Annotated in this window: 13 protein-coding genes; 8 read left to right on the top strand and 5 right to left on the bottom strand. The window is 60.1% G+C overall.

Annotated elements, in window-relative coordinates; genetic code table 11:
• Window positions 1-105: 105 nt before the first annotated feature.
• Both zntA and ABLV54_RS12030 read right to left on the bottom strand, forming a co-directional pair.
• On the bottom strand, window positions 106-2,316 hold the full coding sequence (gene zntA / locus ABLV54_RS12025; RefSeq protein ID WP_050534000.1) for a Zn(II)/Cd(II)/Pb(II) translocating P-type ATPase ZntA: 2,211 nt from the start codon (window positions 2,314-2,316) through the stop codon (window positions 106-108).
• Window positions 2,317-2,394: 78 nt separating this feature from the next.
• Window positions 2,395-3,021: a lysoplasmalogenase gene (locus ABLV54_RS12030; protein ID WP_004173987.1), complete on the bottom strand. Its 627-nt coding sequence runs from the start codon at window positions 3,019-3,021 to the stop codon at window positions 2,395-2,397.
• A gap of 150 nt (window positions 3,022-3,171) precedes the next feature.
• Here ABLV54_RS12030 and ABLV54_RS12035 point away from each other — a divergent pair, with 150 nt between their 5' ends.
• Window positions 3,172-3,522 carry a DUF2500 domain-containing protein gene (locus tag ABLV54_RS12035; RefSeq protein WP_023291234.1) on the top strand — a complete coding sequence of 117 codons (351 nt, stop codon included), beginning with the start codon at window positions 3,172-3,174 and terminating at the stop codon, window positions 3,520-3,522.
• 13 nt (window positions 3,523-3,535) lie between these two features.
• Here the strand turns inward: ABLV54_RS12035 and ABLV54_RS12040 are convergent, their stop codons facing one another.
• Together ABLV54_RS12040 and rsmD are read right to left on the bottom strand one after the other, a co-directional pair.
• Complete coding sequence (locus ABLV54_RS12040; RefSeq protein ID WP_004202092.1) at window positions 3,536-3,811, bottom strand: DUF1145 family protein; 276 nt, start codon at window positions 3,809-3,811, stop codon at window positions 3,536-3,538.
• Window positions 3,801-4,397: a 16S rRNA (guanine(966)-N(2))-methyltransferase gene (rsmD, locus tag ABLV54_RS12045; protein ID WP_023291233.1), complete on the bottom strand. Its 597-nt coding sequence runs from the start codon at window positions 4,395-4,397 to the stop codon at window positions 3,801-3,803. Before rsmD ends, ABLV54_RS12040 begins: the two co-directional genes overlap by 11 nt.
• Before the next feature lie 182 nt (window positions 4,398-4,579).
• On the opposite strand from rsmD, the gene ftsY reads away from it, so the two are divergent.
• The 4 genes from ftsY (at window position 4,580) to rpoH (ending at window position 8,955) form a co-directional block, all read left to right on the top strand.
• A complete protein-coding gene (ftsY, locus tag ABLV54_RS12050) occupies window positions 4,580-6,112 on the top strand; it encodes a signal recognition particle-docking protein FtsY (protein WP_050533999.1) in 1,533 nt (510 codons plus the stop codon).
• Window positions 6,113-6,114: 2 nt separating this feature from the next.
• Window positions 6,115-6,783 (top strand): cell division ATP-binding protein FtsE, encoded by a 669-nt coding sequence (ftsE, locus tag ABLV54_RS12055; RefSeq protein ID WP_004202097.1) that lies wholly within the window; start codon window positions 6,115-6,117, stop codon window positions 6,781-6,783.
• Entirely contained in the window at window positions 6,776-7,831 is a 1,056-nt protein-coding gene (gene ftsX / locus ABLV54_RS12060; RefSeq protein ID WP_002920816.1) for a permease-like cell division protein FtsX, read from the top strand. The genes ftsE and ftsX overlap by 8 nt, the downstream gene beginning before the upstream one ends.
• 269 nt (window positions 7,832-8,100) lie before the next feature.
• Window positions 8,101-8,955 carry an RNA polymerase sigma factor RpoH gene (gene rpoH, locus ABLV54_RS12065; RefSeq protein ID WP_002920815.1) on the top strand — a complete coding sequence of 285 codons (855 nt, stop codon included), beginning with the start codon at window positions 8,101-8,103 and terminating at the stop codon, window positions 8,953-8,955.
• A gap of 45 nt (window positions 8,956-9,000) precedes the next feature.
• Here the strand turns inward: rpoH and ABLV54_RS12070 are convergent, their stop codons facing one another.
• Window positions 9,001-10,524, bottom strand: coding sequence for a PLP-dependent aminotransferase family protein (locus ABLV54_RS12070; protein ID WP_050533998.1), 1,524 nt, complete (start codon window positions 10,522-10,524; stop codon window positions 9,001-9,003).
• Window positions 10,525-10,642: 118 nt separating this feature from the next.
• On the opposite strand from ABLV54_RS12070, the gene ABLV54_RS12075 reads away from it, so the two are divergent.
• The 3 genes from ABLV54_RS12075 to livJ all read left to right on the top strand — a co-directional run bounded on the left by ABLV54_RS12075 (window position 10,643) and on the right by livJ (window position 14,660).
• Complete coding sequence (locus ABLV54_RS12075) at window positions 10,643-11,908, top strand: 4-aminobutyrate--2-oxoglutarate transaminase (RefSeq protein WP_044524975.1); 1,266 nt, start codon at window positions 10,643-10,645, stop codon at window positions 11,906-11,908.
• Between the two features lie 146 nt (window positions 11,909-12,054).
• The gene (locus tag ABLV54_RS12080) at window positions 12,055-13,299 is read left to right on the top strand and encodes an amino acid permease (protein WP_023291229.1); all 1,245 of its coding nucleotides are present in this window, start codon (window positions 12,055-12,057) and stop codon (window positions 13,297-13,299) included.
• Between the two features lie 257 nt (window positions 13,300-13,556).
• Window positions 13,557-14,660 carry a branched chain amino acid ABC transporter substrate-binding protein LivJ gene (livJ, locus tag ABLV54_RS12085; RefSeq protein WP_002920812.1) on the top strand — a complete coding sequence of 368 codons (1,104 nt, stop codon included), beginning with the start codon at window positions 13,557-13,559 and terminating at the stop codon, window positions 14,658-14,660.
• Window positions 14,661-14,722: the final 62 nt, after the last annotated feature.

Here is a 14,722-nt window from a genome sequence, read left to right on the forward strand (position 1 = left end):
GGGAATATCCCGGATGGCGGCGCGTAGCGCCTTATCCGGGCTACCCGACGGTCTGTAACCGTAGCCCTGCTAAGCGTAGCGCGAGCAGGGAAGCCGGTATCTATGCTACAACTTCTTACGCAATAACCGCAGCGCGTTAGCCGTTACCAGTACGGTGGCGCCGGTATCCGCCAGCACCGCCAGCCACAGGCCGGTCAGGCCGAGCAGGGTGGTGACAAGGAAAATCCCCTTCAGCCCTAAGGCAATCGCGATGTTCTGGCGAATATTCGCGTGGGTCGCCCGCGCCAGGGAGATCATCTGCGCCAAACCGGTCAGACGGTTGTGGGTCAGCGCGGCGTCGGCGGTCTCCAGCGCCACGTCGGTGCCGCTGCCCATGGCGATGCCGATGGTCGCCGCCTTCATCGCCGGGGCGTCGTTGATGCCGTCCCCGACCATCGCCAGCGGCGCATCGGCATTCAGCGCCATCACCGCTTCGACTTTGTCCGCCGGCAGCAGGCCGGCGCGGAATTCCAGCCCCAGTTCGCTGGCGATGGCCGCCGCGGCGCGCGGGTTATCCCCGGTAAGGATCACCCCCTGCACCCCCAGCTGGTGTAAGGCATCCACTGCCTGACGCGCGTCGTCGCGCAGGGTGTCGCGCAGCGCCAGGATGCCGAGAAGCGTCTCGCCGCGCATGACCAGCACCACCGTTTGACCGGCGCTCTCCAGCTGCTGGATCTGCGCCTCATGATCTGACGGGGCGGCTTTGCTGGCCGCGCAGATCACGATACGGCTGCCGTTGACCTCGGCTTCGATACCGGAGCCGGCCAGTGCCCGCTGGCCGCTGGCCTGCGGAATACTCAACTGACGCCGCTGCGCTTCGCGGACGATAGCCTGCGCCAGCGGATGGCTGGAGCCTTGCTCAACCGCCGCCGCCAGCGCCAGCAGCGTGTTATCGTCATTCTCAGCCGTGGCGATGACCGAGGTCACCTGCGGCTGGCCGACGGTCAGGGTGCCGGTTTTGTCGAACGCCACCTGGCGCACCTGGCCCAGCTGTTCCAGGGCCGCGCCGCCTTTAATTAACGCTCCGCGTCGGGCGGCGACCGCCAGGCCGGAAGTGATGGCTGCCGGGGTGGAGATGACCAGCGCGCACGGGCAGCCGATCAGCAGCAGCGTCAGCCCTTTATAAATCCACGGCAGCCAGGCGCTGGCGAAGAGCAGGGGCGGGACAATGGCGACCAACAGGGCCACCACCATAATGGCCGGAGTGTAGATCCGGCTGAAGCGATCGATAAAACGCTCGATCGGCGCCCGACGCTCCTCCGCCTCTTCAATCAGCTTCAGGATGCGGTCGATGGCGCTGTCGCCCGGTTCGGAGATTACGGTCAGCTGCACCAGGCGGTCGACGCTGGTGGCGCCCGCCGCTACGCGTTCTCCGGCCTGACGCTCCACCGGCACCGACTCGCCGGTCAGAGCGCTTTCATCAAAGCTGGCAAATGGCGACAGCAGCTGACCATCCGCCGGCAGACGCCCGCCGGCGGCCACTTCGATCACATCCCCGGGGCGCAGATCGCGCTGGGCGACGGTTTCCCGCACGCTGTTGCGCAGGCGAATGGCGGTGTCGGGCTTCAGCGCCATCAGCGCGCTCACCCCCTGCCGCGCGCGGCTGGCGGCCCAGCCTTCGAGACGCTCGCCGATCAGGAACAGCAGCAGGACCATCGCCGCCTCTGCGGTGGCGCCGATAAACAGCGCCCCGATGGCGGCGACGCTCATCAGCGTTTCAATGGCGAACCAGCTCCCGCTCTTGATCAGGCGCAGCGCCTGGCGGGCAACCGGCCAGAGGCCGACCAGGGTGGTGGCAATAAAGGCTAACTGACCGGCAGGGTGGTTGGCCTGCTCCAGCCCCCAGCTCAGGGCCATCATCATGATCAGCGTCAGCAACGGTAAATTGTCGCGCAGTCGCGAGCCTTGAGTTTTCTCTGACGCGGGGGCATCGGCATCGCGCAGCGTATAGCCTGCCTGACGTACCGCCTGCTCAACCTGAGTCCGAACGTCGCCTTCGGCGTTAACCAATAATTTTTCAGTGGCGAACAGCACCTGAACCTGACTGACGCCGGGCACCTGACGAACCGTCGTTTCCACCTTGCGGGCGCAGGCGGCGCAGTCCATGCCTGCAACCTGCCAGCTGTAGCGGGCGTCGCTGAGCGCTTCGGCGGCAGGCGCGGTCTCTGCGGCGCAGGCGTGGTCTGTGCAGCAGCTTTCCGCCGGGGCGGGCGCTGGCCGCATGGTGAATGACGAGAATTGTGGGACTTTTTTATCCTGCGCGTCTGGAGTCGACATGGCACCCTCCGGTAAATGATAATTTTCTCATTAGCCGTAGGATACACTCTGGAGTCGACTCCAGAGTCAAGGACTAAATTACAGGTACAGCGCGCGCACGATGAGGAAGTGGCCGGCAAAGTAAAACGCGGCTGCAATGGCGTTATCGGCGCGGAAACGGCGGCGATAGTGGCTCACCAGCCACACGGCATTGCTCAGCAGCAGCAGAGCGGCGCCGGCGAATCCGGACAGCGCGGTGTTGGTAGGGCGGGCAAACCACAGCTCGCCGGCCAGCCAGACCATCACCAGCGTCATGCCGATAAAGGTCAGCACCGGCATTTTCATCTCTTCCAGCCGGCTCCAGATCACCGCCATCAGCAGGGCGCCGAATACCAGCAGCACCAGCGGCAGCGGCCAGAAGAACGACAGCGTCAGCTGGCTGGCGAACCAGATGGTATACAGCAGATGCGACAGGAAGAAGGCGCCCACCGCGTACATCACCCGCTGGCGCGGCAGCAGGGTCAGGGCGTCGCCGAGCAGTGAGGCGCACAGGCCGGCCAGCACCAGGTAGCTGATGGCATTGAACATCGGCGCCTGCCAGGCCAGCAACAGCAACAGAATCAGGGTGACAGGTTTAAATACCCAGCGTCGCCAGGCCGGCCCGCGATAGGATGCATCGACATAAAGCCATGCGGAGAAACAGACAGCAATAAATGACCAAAGCATAGTAAGTCCCTGTATCTGTTATCATAAGGAAAGTTACGGATGCGTGAAGCTACCACTCAGTGTAGTGGTTTGGCGCAGCAGATGACAATGTTATTCCAGTCGCAGTATGCTGATTCCTGATATTTTTTATGGGTAACCTTAATGAGTAAAATGCCGCTCTTTTTTGTTCTGGTCGTCGCGGTGATTGTGGTGGCGGCTTCGTTTCGCTATGTGCAGCAGCGCCGCGAAAAACTGGCGAACGACGCCGCGCCGGTGTTGCAAAAGCGGGTGATCGTCAGTAATAAGCGGGAAAAAGTGATTAACGATCGGCGTTCGCGGCAGCAGACGGTGACGCCTGCGGGCAGCGAGATGCGCTATGAAGCGAGCTTTCGCCCTGAGAACGGCGGGCTGGAGGTGGTGTTTCGCCTTGACGCGCCGCAGTATCATGCGCTGAGCGTCGGCGATCGCGGGATGTTGAGTTATAAGGGCACAGCGTTCGTGGCGTTCACGCCCGATCCCTGAGCCCTTGTCAGGACTATTTCTTCAGCGTCGCCTTCAGTTTTTTCTGCCAGGCGACGAGCTCAAACACGCCGAAGATAAAAATGCGGATTTGCTCAAAGCGGCCCAGCGGCGGGGCATCCTTCGGCTGCGTCGCCTTGAGCAGCGTCAGCTGCAGACCGTGCATCAGGATCATAAAAATCAGCGCGACGTTGACGAAGATATTCAGCGGCTTCGGAAAGGGCTGAAACAGATTCAATAACAGAAAGGCCCAGACGCACAGCATCAGCAGGCGGCCTAAATTAATCAGCATGGTTCTCTCCTTGGGCCTCACGTTGGTAAAGACGGTACGCGACCTGTCCGGCCACTTTTTCACGATACAGATGCCAGTTCGCCGGTACCGGCGGTAAACCGTTTTCGACTTCGCTTTCGACGTACACCAGGGCCTCGTCGGCCAGCCAGCCCTGCGTTTCCAGCAGGCGCAGCGTCTCCTCCAGCAGCCCCTGACGGAACGGTGGGTCGACAAACACAATCTGATGCGGCGTGCCCGGTTGGCTCAGGAAGCTGAGGGTGTTAGTCGCGATCACCTTGCCGCGATCCGCTTTCAGGGTGGCCAGGTTTTTTTGCAACTGCTGAGCGACGCCGCGCTCCATCTCCAGTAGCGTGGTGCTGGCCGCATAGCGGGACAGCGCCTCAAGCCCCAGCGCGCCGCTGCCGGCAAAGCAGTCGAGGCAGTGCGCGTCAACGATGGACGGCGCCAGCCAGTTAAAAAGGGTTTCGCGAACCCGGTCGGTGGTCGGCCGCAGGCCCGGGCTCTCCGGCACCGGTAATTTACGGCCGCGCCATTGCCCGCCGATGATGCGGATCTGGCCGCTGCCCGCGTGGTTTGGTTTTTTCATCTCTCTGCTCAAGTCTCAACTTCCGGCCTGCTATTCTAGCGATCGACGGCGGTTGACGAAACCTTAATCCGGGGGCGGTGCTGCGAGTTAAGTTAAGTGATAGACTATCCAACTAATTTCATCATTTTTTCAGCTTCTGATGAAGCTGCGCCATGAATAAACAGCGAGGAGTGTGGTCGCAAATGGCAAAAGAGAAAAAACGTGGCTTCTTTTCCTGGCTGGGCTTTGGACAGAAAGAGCAGGCACAGGAAACCGAGACTGAACAAAAAGTAGAAGAACAACAAGCGGTTGCCCAGGAGACGCCGGCGGCGGAAACCCCTGCTGAGCCGAGCGCGCCGAAAGCGGACCCGGAGGCGTTTGCCGAAGAGGTCGTCGAAGTCACCGGGACGGTGGTCGAAAGCGAAAAGGCCCACCTCGCGGAGCCTGCCAGCGCGCAGGAAGAAGAGGCGGCGCCAGCGCCTGCTTTGGTTGAAGAGGCGCCGGTCGTCGCGCCGGAGCCTGCGGTCAGCGAACCGCTGAAGGCGGAGGAACAGCCGGCAGCGGTTGAGTCGCTGGTGGAGGACGTTATCGCCGAACCGGTGGCGGCGGAGGCCGTGGCTGAGCAGCCTGTAGAGGATGTCGTCGCCCAACCTCAGGAGACGGAAGCGCCGGAAGAGGACGCGCCGTTAAGCGATGAAGAGCTGGAAGCGCAGGCGCTGGCGGCCGAGGCGGCGGAAGAGGCGGCGGTGGTGGTGCCGGCGCCAGAGGAAGAGGCGCCGGTGGAAGCGCTGGTCCAGGAGCAGGAAAAACCGACGAAAGAAGGCTTTTTCGCCCGCCTTAAGCGTAGCCTACTGAAAACCAAACAAAATCTCGGTTCCGGATTTATCAGCCTGTTCCGCGGTAAGAAGATCGACGACGATCTGTTTGAAGAGCTGGAAGAGCAACTGCTGATCGCCGACGTCGGGGTGGAAACCACCCGCAAGATCATTACTCATCTCACCGAGGGCGCCAGCCGTAAGCAGCTGCGCGATGCGGAAGCGCTGTACGGTCTGCTGAAAGAAGAGATGGGCGATATCCTCGCCAAAGTGGATGAGCCGCTGAATGTTGAAGGCAAAACGCCATTTGTTATTCTGATGGTCGGCGTGAACGGGGTGGGGAAAACCACCACCATCGGCAAGCTGGCGCGTCAGTTTGAGCAGCAGGGCAAATCGGTGATGCTGGCGGCGGGGGATACCTTCCGTGCGGCGGCGGTGGAACAGCTGCAGGTCTGGGGCCAGCGTAACAATATCCCGGTGATCGCCCAGCACACCGGCGCCGATTCCGCCTCGGTGATTTTCGACGCCATTCAGGCGGCGAAGGCGCGCCATGTTGATGTGCTGATTGCCGATACCGCCGGGCGTCTGCAGAATAAATCGCACCTGATGGAAGAGCTGAAGAAGATCGTCCGGGTGATGAAAAAGCTGGACGTCGACGCGCCGCATGAGGTGATGTTAACCATCGACGCCAGCACCGGGCAGAATGCCATTAGCCAGGCCAAACTGTTCCATGAAGCGGTAGGTTTGACCGGGATCACCCTGACCAAGCTGGATGGCACCGCCAAAGGCGGCGTGATCTTCTCGGTGGCCGACCAGTTCGGCATTCCGATTCGCTATATTGGCGTCGGCGAGCGTATTGAGGATCTGCGTCCGTTTAATGCGGGCGACTTTATTGAGGCACTTTTTGCCCGAGAGGATTAAGAATGATTCGCTTTGAACAAGTCAGCAAAGCCTATCTCGGTGGGAGACAAGCGCTGCAGGGGGTGAACTTCCACCTGCAGCCGGGCGAGATGGCGTTTCTGACCGGCCACTCCGGCGCAGGGAAAAGTACCCTGCTGAAGCTTATCTGTGGTATCGAACGGCCCAGCGCCGGGAAAATCTTCTTCAGCGGTCATGAAATCAGCCGCCTGAAGAGCCGTGAGGTGCCGTTCCTGCGCCGCCAGATCGGCATGATTTTCCAGGACCACCATTTGCTGATGGATCGTACCGTGTATGACAACGTGGCGATCCCGCTGATTATCGCCGGCGCCAGCGGCGATGACATTCGTCGCCGGGTCTCGGCGGCGCTGGATAAGGTCGGGCTGCTGGACAAAGCGAAGAACTTTCCGATTCAGCTCTCCGGCGGCGAGCAGCAGCGCGTGGGGATCGCTCGCGCGGTGGTCAACAAGCCGGCGGTGCTGCTGGCGGATGAACCGACCGGTAACCTCGACGAGGCGCTCTCGGAGGGGATTTTACGTCTGTTTGAAGAGTTTAACCGCGTCGGGGTGACGGTACTGATGGCCACGCACGATCTGGGGCTTATCTCCAGCCGTCCGTACCGCGTGCTGACGCTCAGCGACGGCCATCTGCATGGAGGCATTCGGGGTGAATAAGCGCGACGCAATGAACCAAATCCGCCAGTTCGGCAGCAAGTTCGATCGCCTGCGCAACGCGGCGGGCGGCGGCGGCGGCGGGCGCAATGCGCCAAAACGGCCGAAAGCGGCGCCTAACCCGGCCTCGCGTAAGAGCAACGTGTTCAACGAGCAGGTGCGCTACGCCTGGCACGGCGCGCTCCAGGATTTAAAAAGCACGCCGCTGGCCACCTTCCTGACGGTGATGGTTATCGCCATCTCGTTGACCCTGCCAAGCGTCTGCTACATGGTCTACAAAAACGTCAGCAGCGCGGCGTCACAGTACTATCCCTCGCCGCAGATCACCGTGTATCTGGAAAAAACGCTGGATGACGATGCCGCGGCGCGGGTGGTCGGCCAGCTGCAGGCGGAGCAGGGCGTCGACAAGGTGAACTATTTGTCACGTGACGAGGCATTGGGTGAATTCCGTAACTGGTCCGGCTTTGGCGGCGCCCTGGATATGCTGGAAGAGAACCCGCTGCCGGCGGTCGCCATCGTGGTGCCGAAGCTGGATTTCCAGAGCACGGAAGCGCTGAACACCCTGCGCGATCGGGTATCGCGGATCCAGGGGGTCGATGAAGTACGGATGGACGACAGCTGGTTTGCCCGCCTCTCCTCGCTCACCGGGCTGGTGGGCCGCGTGTCGGCGATGATCGGCGTGCTGATGGTGGCGGCGGTGTTCCTGGTGATCGGCAACAGCGTGCGCCTGAGCATCTTCGCCCGCCGCGATACCATTAACGTGCAGAAACTGATCGGCGCCACCGACGGCTTTATCCTGCGTCCGTTCCTCTACGGCGGGGCGATGCTGGGCTTCTCCGGCGCGTTTTTATCGCTGATCCTGTCGGAGATTCTGGTGATGCGCCTCTCGTCGGCAGTGACCGAGGTGGCGAAGGTGTTCGGCACCCAGTTTGAGCTGAGCGGCTTAGGCTTTGACGAGTGTCTGCTGATGCTGATCGTCTGCTCGATGATCGGGTGGGTGGCCGCCTGGCTGGCGACAGTGCAACATTTACGTCACTTTACTCCCGATTAAAAAAAGCGTGATATAATCTTTCCCTGCTGCAATGAGTTCCTGTTCGCAGGGAAAGATACCGCAAGCTTGTTCTCCTTTTCCTGCCCTCACTTTTTCATCGTGGTGTCACATTTTGTGCGTAATTTATTCACACCGTTGCAGGGAACTTGTGGATAAAATCACTGTCTGATACTAATGTGAGTGATATTCTCGTTGCTCATGAATGCTGGCATGCTTGTTGCCTGATGGGGACAAGACCACGTCAGAAGATATCAATTGAGAGGATTTGAATGACCAAAGAAATGCAAACTTTAGCTTTAGCCCCCGTTGGTAACCTGGAATCGTACATCCGGGCCGCTAACACTTGGCCGATGCTGTCGGCTGATGAAGAGCGGGAGCTTGCTGAAAAGCTGCATTACCAGGGCGATCTGGAAGCAGCGAAAAAGCTGATTCTGTCTCACCTGCGCTTTGTTGTTCACATTGCTCGTAACTACTCGGGCTATGGCCTGCCGCAGGCGGATCTGATCCAGGAAGGCAATATCGGCCTGATGAAAGCCGTGCGTCGCTTCAACCCGGAAGTGGGTGTGCGCCTGGTCTCCTTCGCCGTGCACTGGATTAAAGCCGAAATTCACGAATACGTGCTGCGCAACTGGCGTATCGTGAAGGTCGCTACCACCAAAGCACAGCGTAAGCTGTTCTTTAACCTGCGTAAAACCAAACAGCGTCTGGGTTGGTTCAACCAGGATGAAGTGGAAATGGTGGCCCGTGAGCTGGGCGTGTCGAGCAAAGACGTCCGCGAGATGGAATCCCGTATGGCGGCCCAGGACATGACGTTCGACATGTCGTCGGACGATGAATCCGACAGCCAGCCGATGGCGCCGGTTCTTTATCTGCAGGACAAAACGTCAAACTTTGCCGACGGCATCGAAGACGACAACTGGGAAGAGCAGGCGGCGAATAAGCTGACTGACGCGATGCAGGGCCTGGACGAGCGTAGCCAGGATATCATCCGCGCCCGCTGGCTGGACGAAGACAACAAGTCCACGCTGCAGGAGCTGGCTGACCGCTACGGCGTCTCCGCAGAGCGCGTGCGTCAGCTGGAAAAGAACGCCATGAAAAAACTGCGTGCCGCGATCGAAGCCTGATACGCCACCCCTGCCTGACGCCAGGCACCCCGATAACGCCCCGCCTCAGGTTGGGGCGTTTTGTTTTTCTGCGCCATCCATGGGCCGCAGCACCTCTGGACAGTGCGTCCGCAGGCAGCCTATCAGCACGCTGAACGCCGGCGCCATCTGCTCCTCGGGCTGGCTGGCAAATCCCATCAATAATCCTTTCTTACGCGCCGCCGTCAGGTAGTAGCGCGAGAGCGGCCGCACCAGAATGTGGCGCGCATTGGCCTCGCGGGCGATCGCCACATCGTCCGCCTCCTCCGGTAAATTGAGGATCAAATGCAGTCCGGCATTATCGCTGAAGTCCGACAGGGCGTCGGGCATACAGTGCCGCTGAATCAGCTCGGTTAAAAAGGCGCGACGACGGCTGTAGAGCAGCCGCATGCGGCGGATATGCGCCGAGTAGTGACCAGCGGTAATAAACTCCGCCAGCGCCATCTGGATCAGCGAATGGCCGCCGCGATAAAGCTCGGCGTGGGCGTGCTTCAGATCGCTGACCAGCGGGCGGGGGATCACCACATAGCCCAGGCGCAGGCCGGGATAGAGCGTCTTGCTGAAGGTGCCGATATAGACCACCGGCGCATCGGCCACCAGCCCCTGCAGGGCGGGGATGGGCTGGCCGGAAAAGCGAAACTCGCTGTCATAATCATCTTCGACGATCCAGCTGCCCTGCTGGCGGGCGAGCGCCAGCAGCCGCTGACGGCGTTCAAGACTCATCACTGCGCCCAGCGGATACTGGTGAGAAGGGGTGACAAAGATGAGTCGCGGCGCATCGTCAACCGTTTCCGGCGGGCACAGCCCATTGGCATCGACGGTGATGGGGGCCGCCCGGACGTCGTTCATCGCCAGCACATGGCGAATGCCCCAGTAGGAAGGCTCCTCCACCCACGCCAGATCGCCGTTGTCGCACAGCATGCGAGTGACCAGGTCAATCGCCTGGTGGATCCCCTCGGTGATAAGAATTTGATCTGCCTGACAGTGGACGCCGCGCGATACCCGCAGATAATCCACCAGCGCCTGCTGCAGTTCCGGGGTACCGCCGTTGCAGCTGTAGCTGAGCCGCTCCGGCTTTGGCCGACGGCTGATGCGGGCCTGGATCTTGCTGAACAGCGGATGGGGAAAGGCGTTAACGTCCGGTACGCCGGGAATAAACGCTCCCCACTGGCGTGGGCTGGCGCTGACCTGGCCGAGCAGGTGCTGGCCACGGCGTGAAAGGTGCGCCGTCGATGTCGCGATACTGCTGTTTTCCCGCTTCCCATTAGCGGTCAATGAACTTTCAGGCGCGGTTTGGGCAACGAATGTTCCGCTTCCCCGACGGGAAACCACATATCCTTCCGCCAGTAATTGTTCATAAGTTGTTAATATGGTGTTTCTTGATACGCCGAGTTCTCCCGCCAGGTCCCGCGACGGCGGCAGGCGGCTTTGCGGCGCCAGCGAACCGTCAAGGATCGCGCAGCGAAGCGCGTTGTATAAGCGTTTGTGCAGAAGAGGGTCGCGCTCTTCCTGCAGACGGACCAGCACCAGGTCACCCACCAGCGAACGCAATTGGATCCCTCAGATATTCAAAATTGGTACTCGATTATAGGGCCAACTCCTGTGTAAATAAACGACATCGTTTCTAATTTGTTGCGATAACGTGACATACACGACAGGAGATTCGCAGGTGAAAAGCTCAGAACTGAATCAACGTCGCCAGCAGGCGACGCCGCGCGGCGTAGGCGTAATGTGTAACTACTTTGTCGAGAAGGCGGAGAACGCCACGCTGTGGGATATCGAAGGCAATGAGGTGATCGATTTCGCCGCCGGTATCGCCGTGTTAAATACCGGTCACCGTCATCCGAAGGTGGTTGCCGCGGTCGCTGACCAGCTGCAGGCGTTCACCCACACCGCCTATCAGATTGTGCCGTACGAAAGCTATGTCACGCTGGCGGAACGTATTAACGATCTGGCGCCGATTGACGGGCCGGCAAAAACGGCATTCTTCACCACCGGCGCGGAAGCGGTCGAGAACGCGGTGAAAATTGCCCGCGCTTACACCGGCCGTCCGGGGCTGATTACTTTCGGCGGCGGCTTCCACGGCCGTACCTTTATGACCATGGCGCTCACCGGTAAGGTCGCGCCCTACAAAATCGGCTTCGGCCCCTTCCCGGGCTCGGTGTATCACGGTGTCTACCCGAATGCGGCGCACGGTATCTCCACTGCGGATGCGCTGAAAAGCCTGGAGCGCATTTTCAAAGCGGATATTGCGCCGGATCAGGTCGCGGCCATCATCCTCGAGCCGATCCAGGGAGAAGGCGGCTTTAACGTCGCGCCAGCCGATTTCATGCAGGCGTTGCGCGATCTGTGCGATACCCACGGCATTCTGCTGATCGCCGATGAAGTGCAGACCGGTTTCGCCCGTACCGGCAAGCTGTTCGCCATGCAGCACTATGATGTGAAACCGGATCTGATGACGATGGCGAAAAGCCTCGCCGGCGGTTTCCCGCTGTCGGGCGTCGTTGGTCGCGCCGAGGTGATGGATGCCCCTGCGCCAGGCGGCCTGGGCGGAACCTATGCCGGTAACCCGCTGGCGGTAGCCGCGGCGCACGCGGTGCTGGATGTGATTGCTGAAGAGCAGCTGTGCCAGCGCGCTGAACAGCTGGGTAGCCATCTGCAGGAAGTGCTCAACCAGGCGCGCGCCACCTGTCCGGCGATTGTCGATGTCCGCGGTCGGGGGTCGATGGTGGCGGTGGAGTTTAACGATCCGCAAACTGGCGAGCCGTCGCCGGAGTTTACCCGCCAGGTGCAACAGAAAGCGCAGGAGAACGGCCTGCTGCTGCTGAGCTGCGGCGTCTACGGCAACGTGATCCGCTTCCTCTATCCGTTGACGATTCCGGACGCCCAGTTCTCGAAAGCGCTGGATATTCTGGCGCGCGTACTGAAGAGCTAACGTCTCCCGGTGGGCTGCGGCGGCAGGGAAGCCGAACAGAAACAGGAAGCCGCAGCCGGCTGTTCATGCTCAGCGTGAGTGGTTTATCACCCTGATATCACCTTTTTTCCGGCGGAGAAAACCGCCGGAGTAAAACGGAAAGTATTATGTCTGAAAACTCCACCTTTTCTCCCGTCCTCACCGGCCGGGAACGTACGGCTGTCCCTGCAAAATCTCTGAGCTTCGTCGAAGGGGTATCGATGATTGTCGGTACCAATATCGGCGCGGGTGTCCTCTCCATCGCCTATGCGTCAAGCAAAGCGGGCTTCTTACCGCTGCTATTCTGGCTGGTGCTGGTGGGCAGCCTGACCACGGTGACCATGCTCTATGTCGCGGAATCTACGCTCCGCACGCGTAAACATCTGCAGCTCAGCGGATTATCAAAGCGCTACGTCGGCGGCTTTGGCGCGCTGATGATGTTCCTCTCCGTCTGCGTCAACAGCGTCGGCGCATTGACGGCTTATATGACCGGCAGCGGCAAGCTGCTCTACTCCCTGTTTGGCATTTCGCCGGCGCTGGGCAGCGTGCTGTTTTTCGTCCCGGCGGCAGGGGTGCTTTATCTGGGGCTGAAGGCGATCGGCCGCGGCGAGAAATTTATCAGCATCGGTATGGTGGTGATGATCTCGGTGCTGGTGATTGCCACGCTGCTGAAAGAGACCACCCGCGTGGGCTATCTGCTCGACGGCAACTGGCTGTATATGGTTCCGGTCTTCAACGTCGTGGCGTTCTGCTTCTCGGCACAGTATATCGTCCCGGAAATGGCGCGAGGCTTCGCCGACAAACCGGAAAAATTGCCTAAAGCCATTATGGTCGGTATGGCGCTGACCTTTACCCTGCTGGCGCTGGTGCCGCTGTCGGTGATCTCGCTTAATGGCCTGGACAATATTTCGGATGTGGCCACCATCTCCTGGGGCAGGGCGCTTGGCGAATGGGCCTTCTTCTCCGCCAACCTGTTTGCGCTGTGCGCGATGTTGACCTCCTACTGGGGACTGGGCGGCAGCTTCCTGACCAACATCTTCGATCAGTTCCGCCTGGGGAATGATGAACAGCCCGCCCGCCGCTTGATGGTGCTGCTGGTGGTGGCGATCCCGCCGTTCGTGCTGGCCTACAGCGGTATGGTCTCTTTCGTCAACGCGCTCTATTTTGCCGGGGTGTTCAGCGGCGTTATTTTATCGATTATGCCGATCCTGATGCTTAAGGGCGCCCGCCAGCGTGGCGACCTGACGCCGGGCTGGACCTGTCCGGCCTGGATGACCCATCCGCTTATCCAATGCTTCATTGTGTTGTTGTATCTTTGCAGCGCCGTCTACGCGGTAGCGTCCGCGGTAGGCTACCTGCCCGCTGGCTGGTAATCAGGGCCTGTTTTGCACCGCGTCCGGTTCATGCTGGCGCGGTTTTTTTATTTGTCACTTATCTGTTACATAGCCCGCAATTTAGTCGTTTCAAATTCCTCAGAATGACGGTATGTTTAGCATAGTGTGCTGCAAAAGCGCGAGCAGCCCCCGGTTGGTTAGCTATCATATGCTTTTCCTATCGATATAAACAAAATAATGCGCTAACAAACAACATCACAACAAATGCAAAAACCATAATAATGGGGAGCCTCAGGATGAATATGAAGGGTAAAGCGTTACTGGCAGGATGTATTGCCTTAGTTATGAGCAGCGCGGCGCTGGCGGAAGATATCAAAATCGCGGTAGTCGGGGCGATGTCCGGCCCGGTGGCCCAGTACGGCGATCAGGAGTTTACCGGCGCCGAGCAGGCGGTAGCGGATATCAACGCGAAGGGCGGCATTAAGGGCAATAAGCTGCAGATCGTAAAATATGATGACGCTTGCGACCCGAAACAGGCGGTAGCGGTCGCCAACAAAGTGGTCAACGACGGGATCAAATACGTTATCGGCCACCTGTGCTCCTCTTCCACTCAGCCGGCGTCTGACATCTATGAAGACGAAGGCATTCTGATGATCACCCCCGCTGCGACCGCGCCGGAGCTGACCGCGCGCGGCTATAAGCTGATCCTGCGCACCACCGGTCTGGACTCCGACCAGGGACCAACTGCGGCGAAATACATTCTCGACAAAGTGAAGCCGCAGCGTATCGCAGTCGTGCATGACAAACAGCAGTACGGCGAAGGTTTGGCCCGTGCGGTGCAGGATGGCCTGAAAAAAGGCGGGGCGAACGTGGTCTTCTTCGACGGGATCACCGCCGGTGAGAAAGATTTCTCCACTCTGGTGGCGCGCCTGAAGAAAGAGAATATCGACTTCGTCTACTACGGCGGTTACCACCCGGAAATGGGCCAGATCCTGCGTCAGGCCCGCGCTGCCGGCCTGAAAACCCAGTTTATGGGCCCGGAAGGCGTAGCGAACGTCTCCCTGTCTAACATCGCCGGCGAGTCGGCGGAAGGCCTGCTGGTGACCAAGCCGAAGAACTACGACCAGGTGCCGGCGAACAAACCGATCGTGGATGCGATCAAGGCGAAGAAACAGGATCCGAGCGGCGCCTTCGTCTGGACCACCTACGCGGCGCTGCAGTCGCTGCAGGCGGGCCTGAATCAGTCTGACGATCCGGCGGAAATCGCTAAATACCTGAAAGGCGCGACGGTAGACACCGTGATGGGCCCGCTGTCGTGGGATCAGAAAGGCGACCTGAAAGGCTTCGAGTTCGGTGTCTTTACCTGGCATGCGAACGGTACGGCGACCGACGCCAAATAATTTAACCGGCGCCTTTCACGCTGCAAATGCGTTGTCTGCGCCCCTCAACCCCGGTCACTTAC

The organism is Klebsiella sp. JB_Kp042 (genome assembly GCF_040065275.1).
GTDB classification, from domain to species: Bacteria; Pseudomonadota; Gammaproteobacteria; order Enterobacterales; family Enterobacteriaceae; genus Klebsiella; species Klebsiella quasipneumoniae.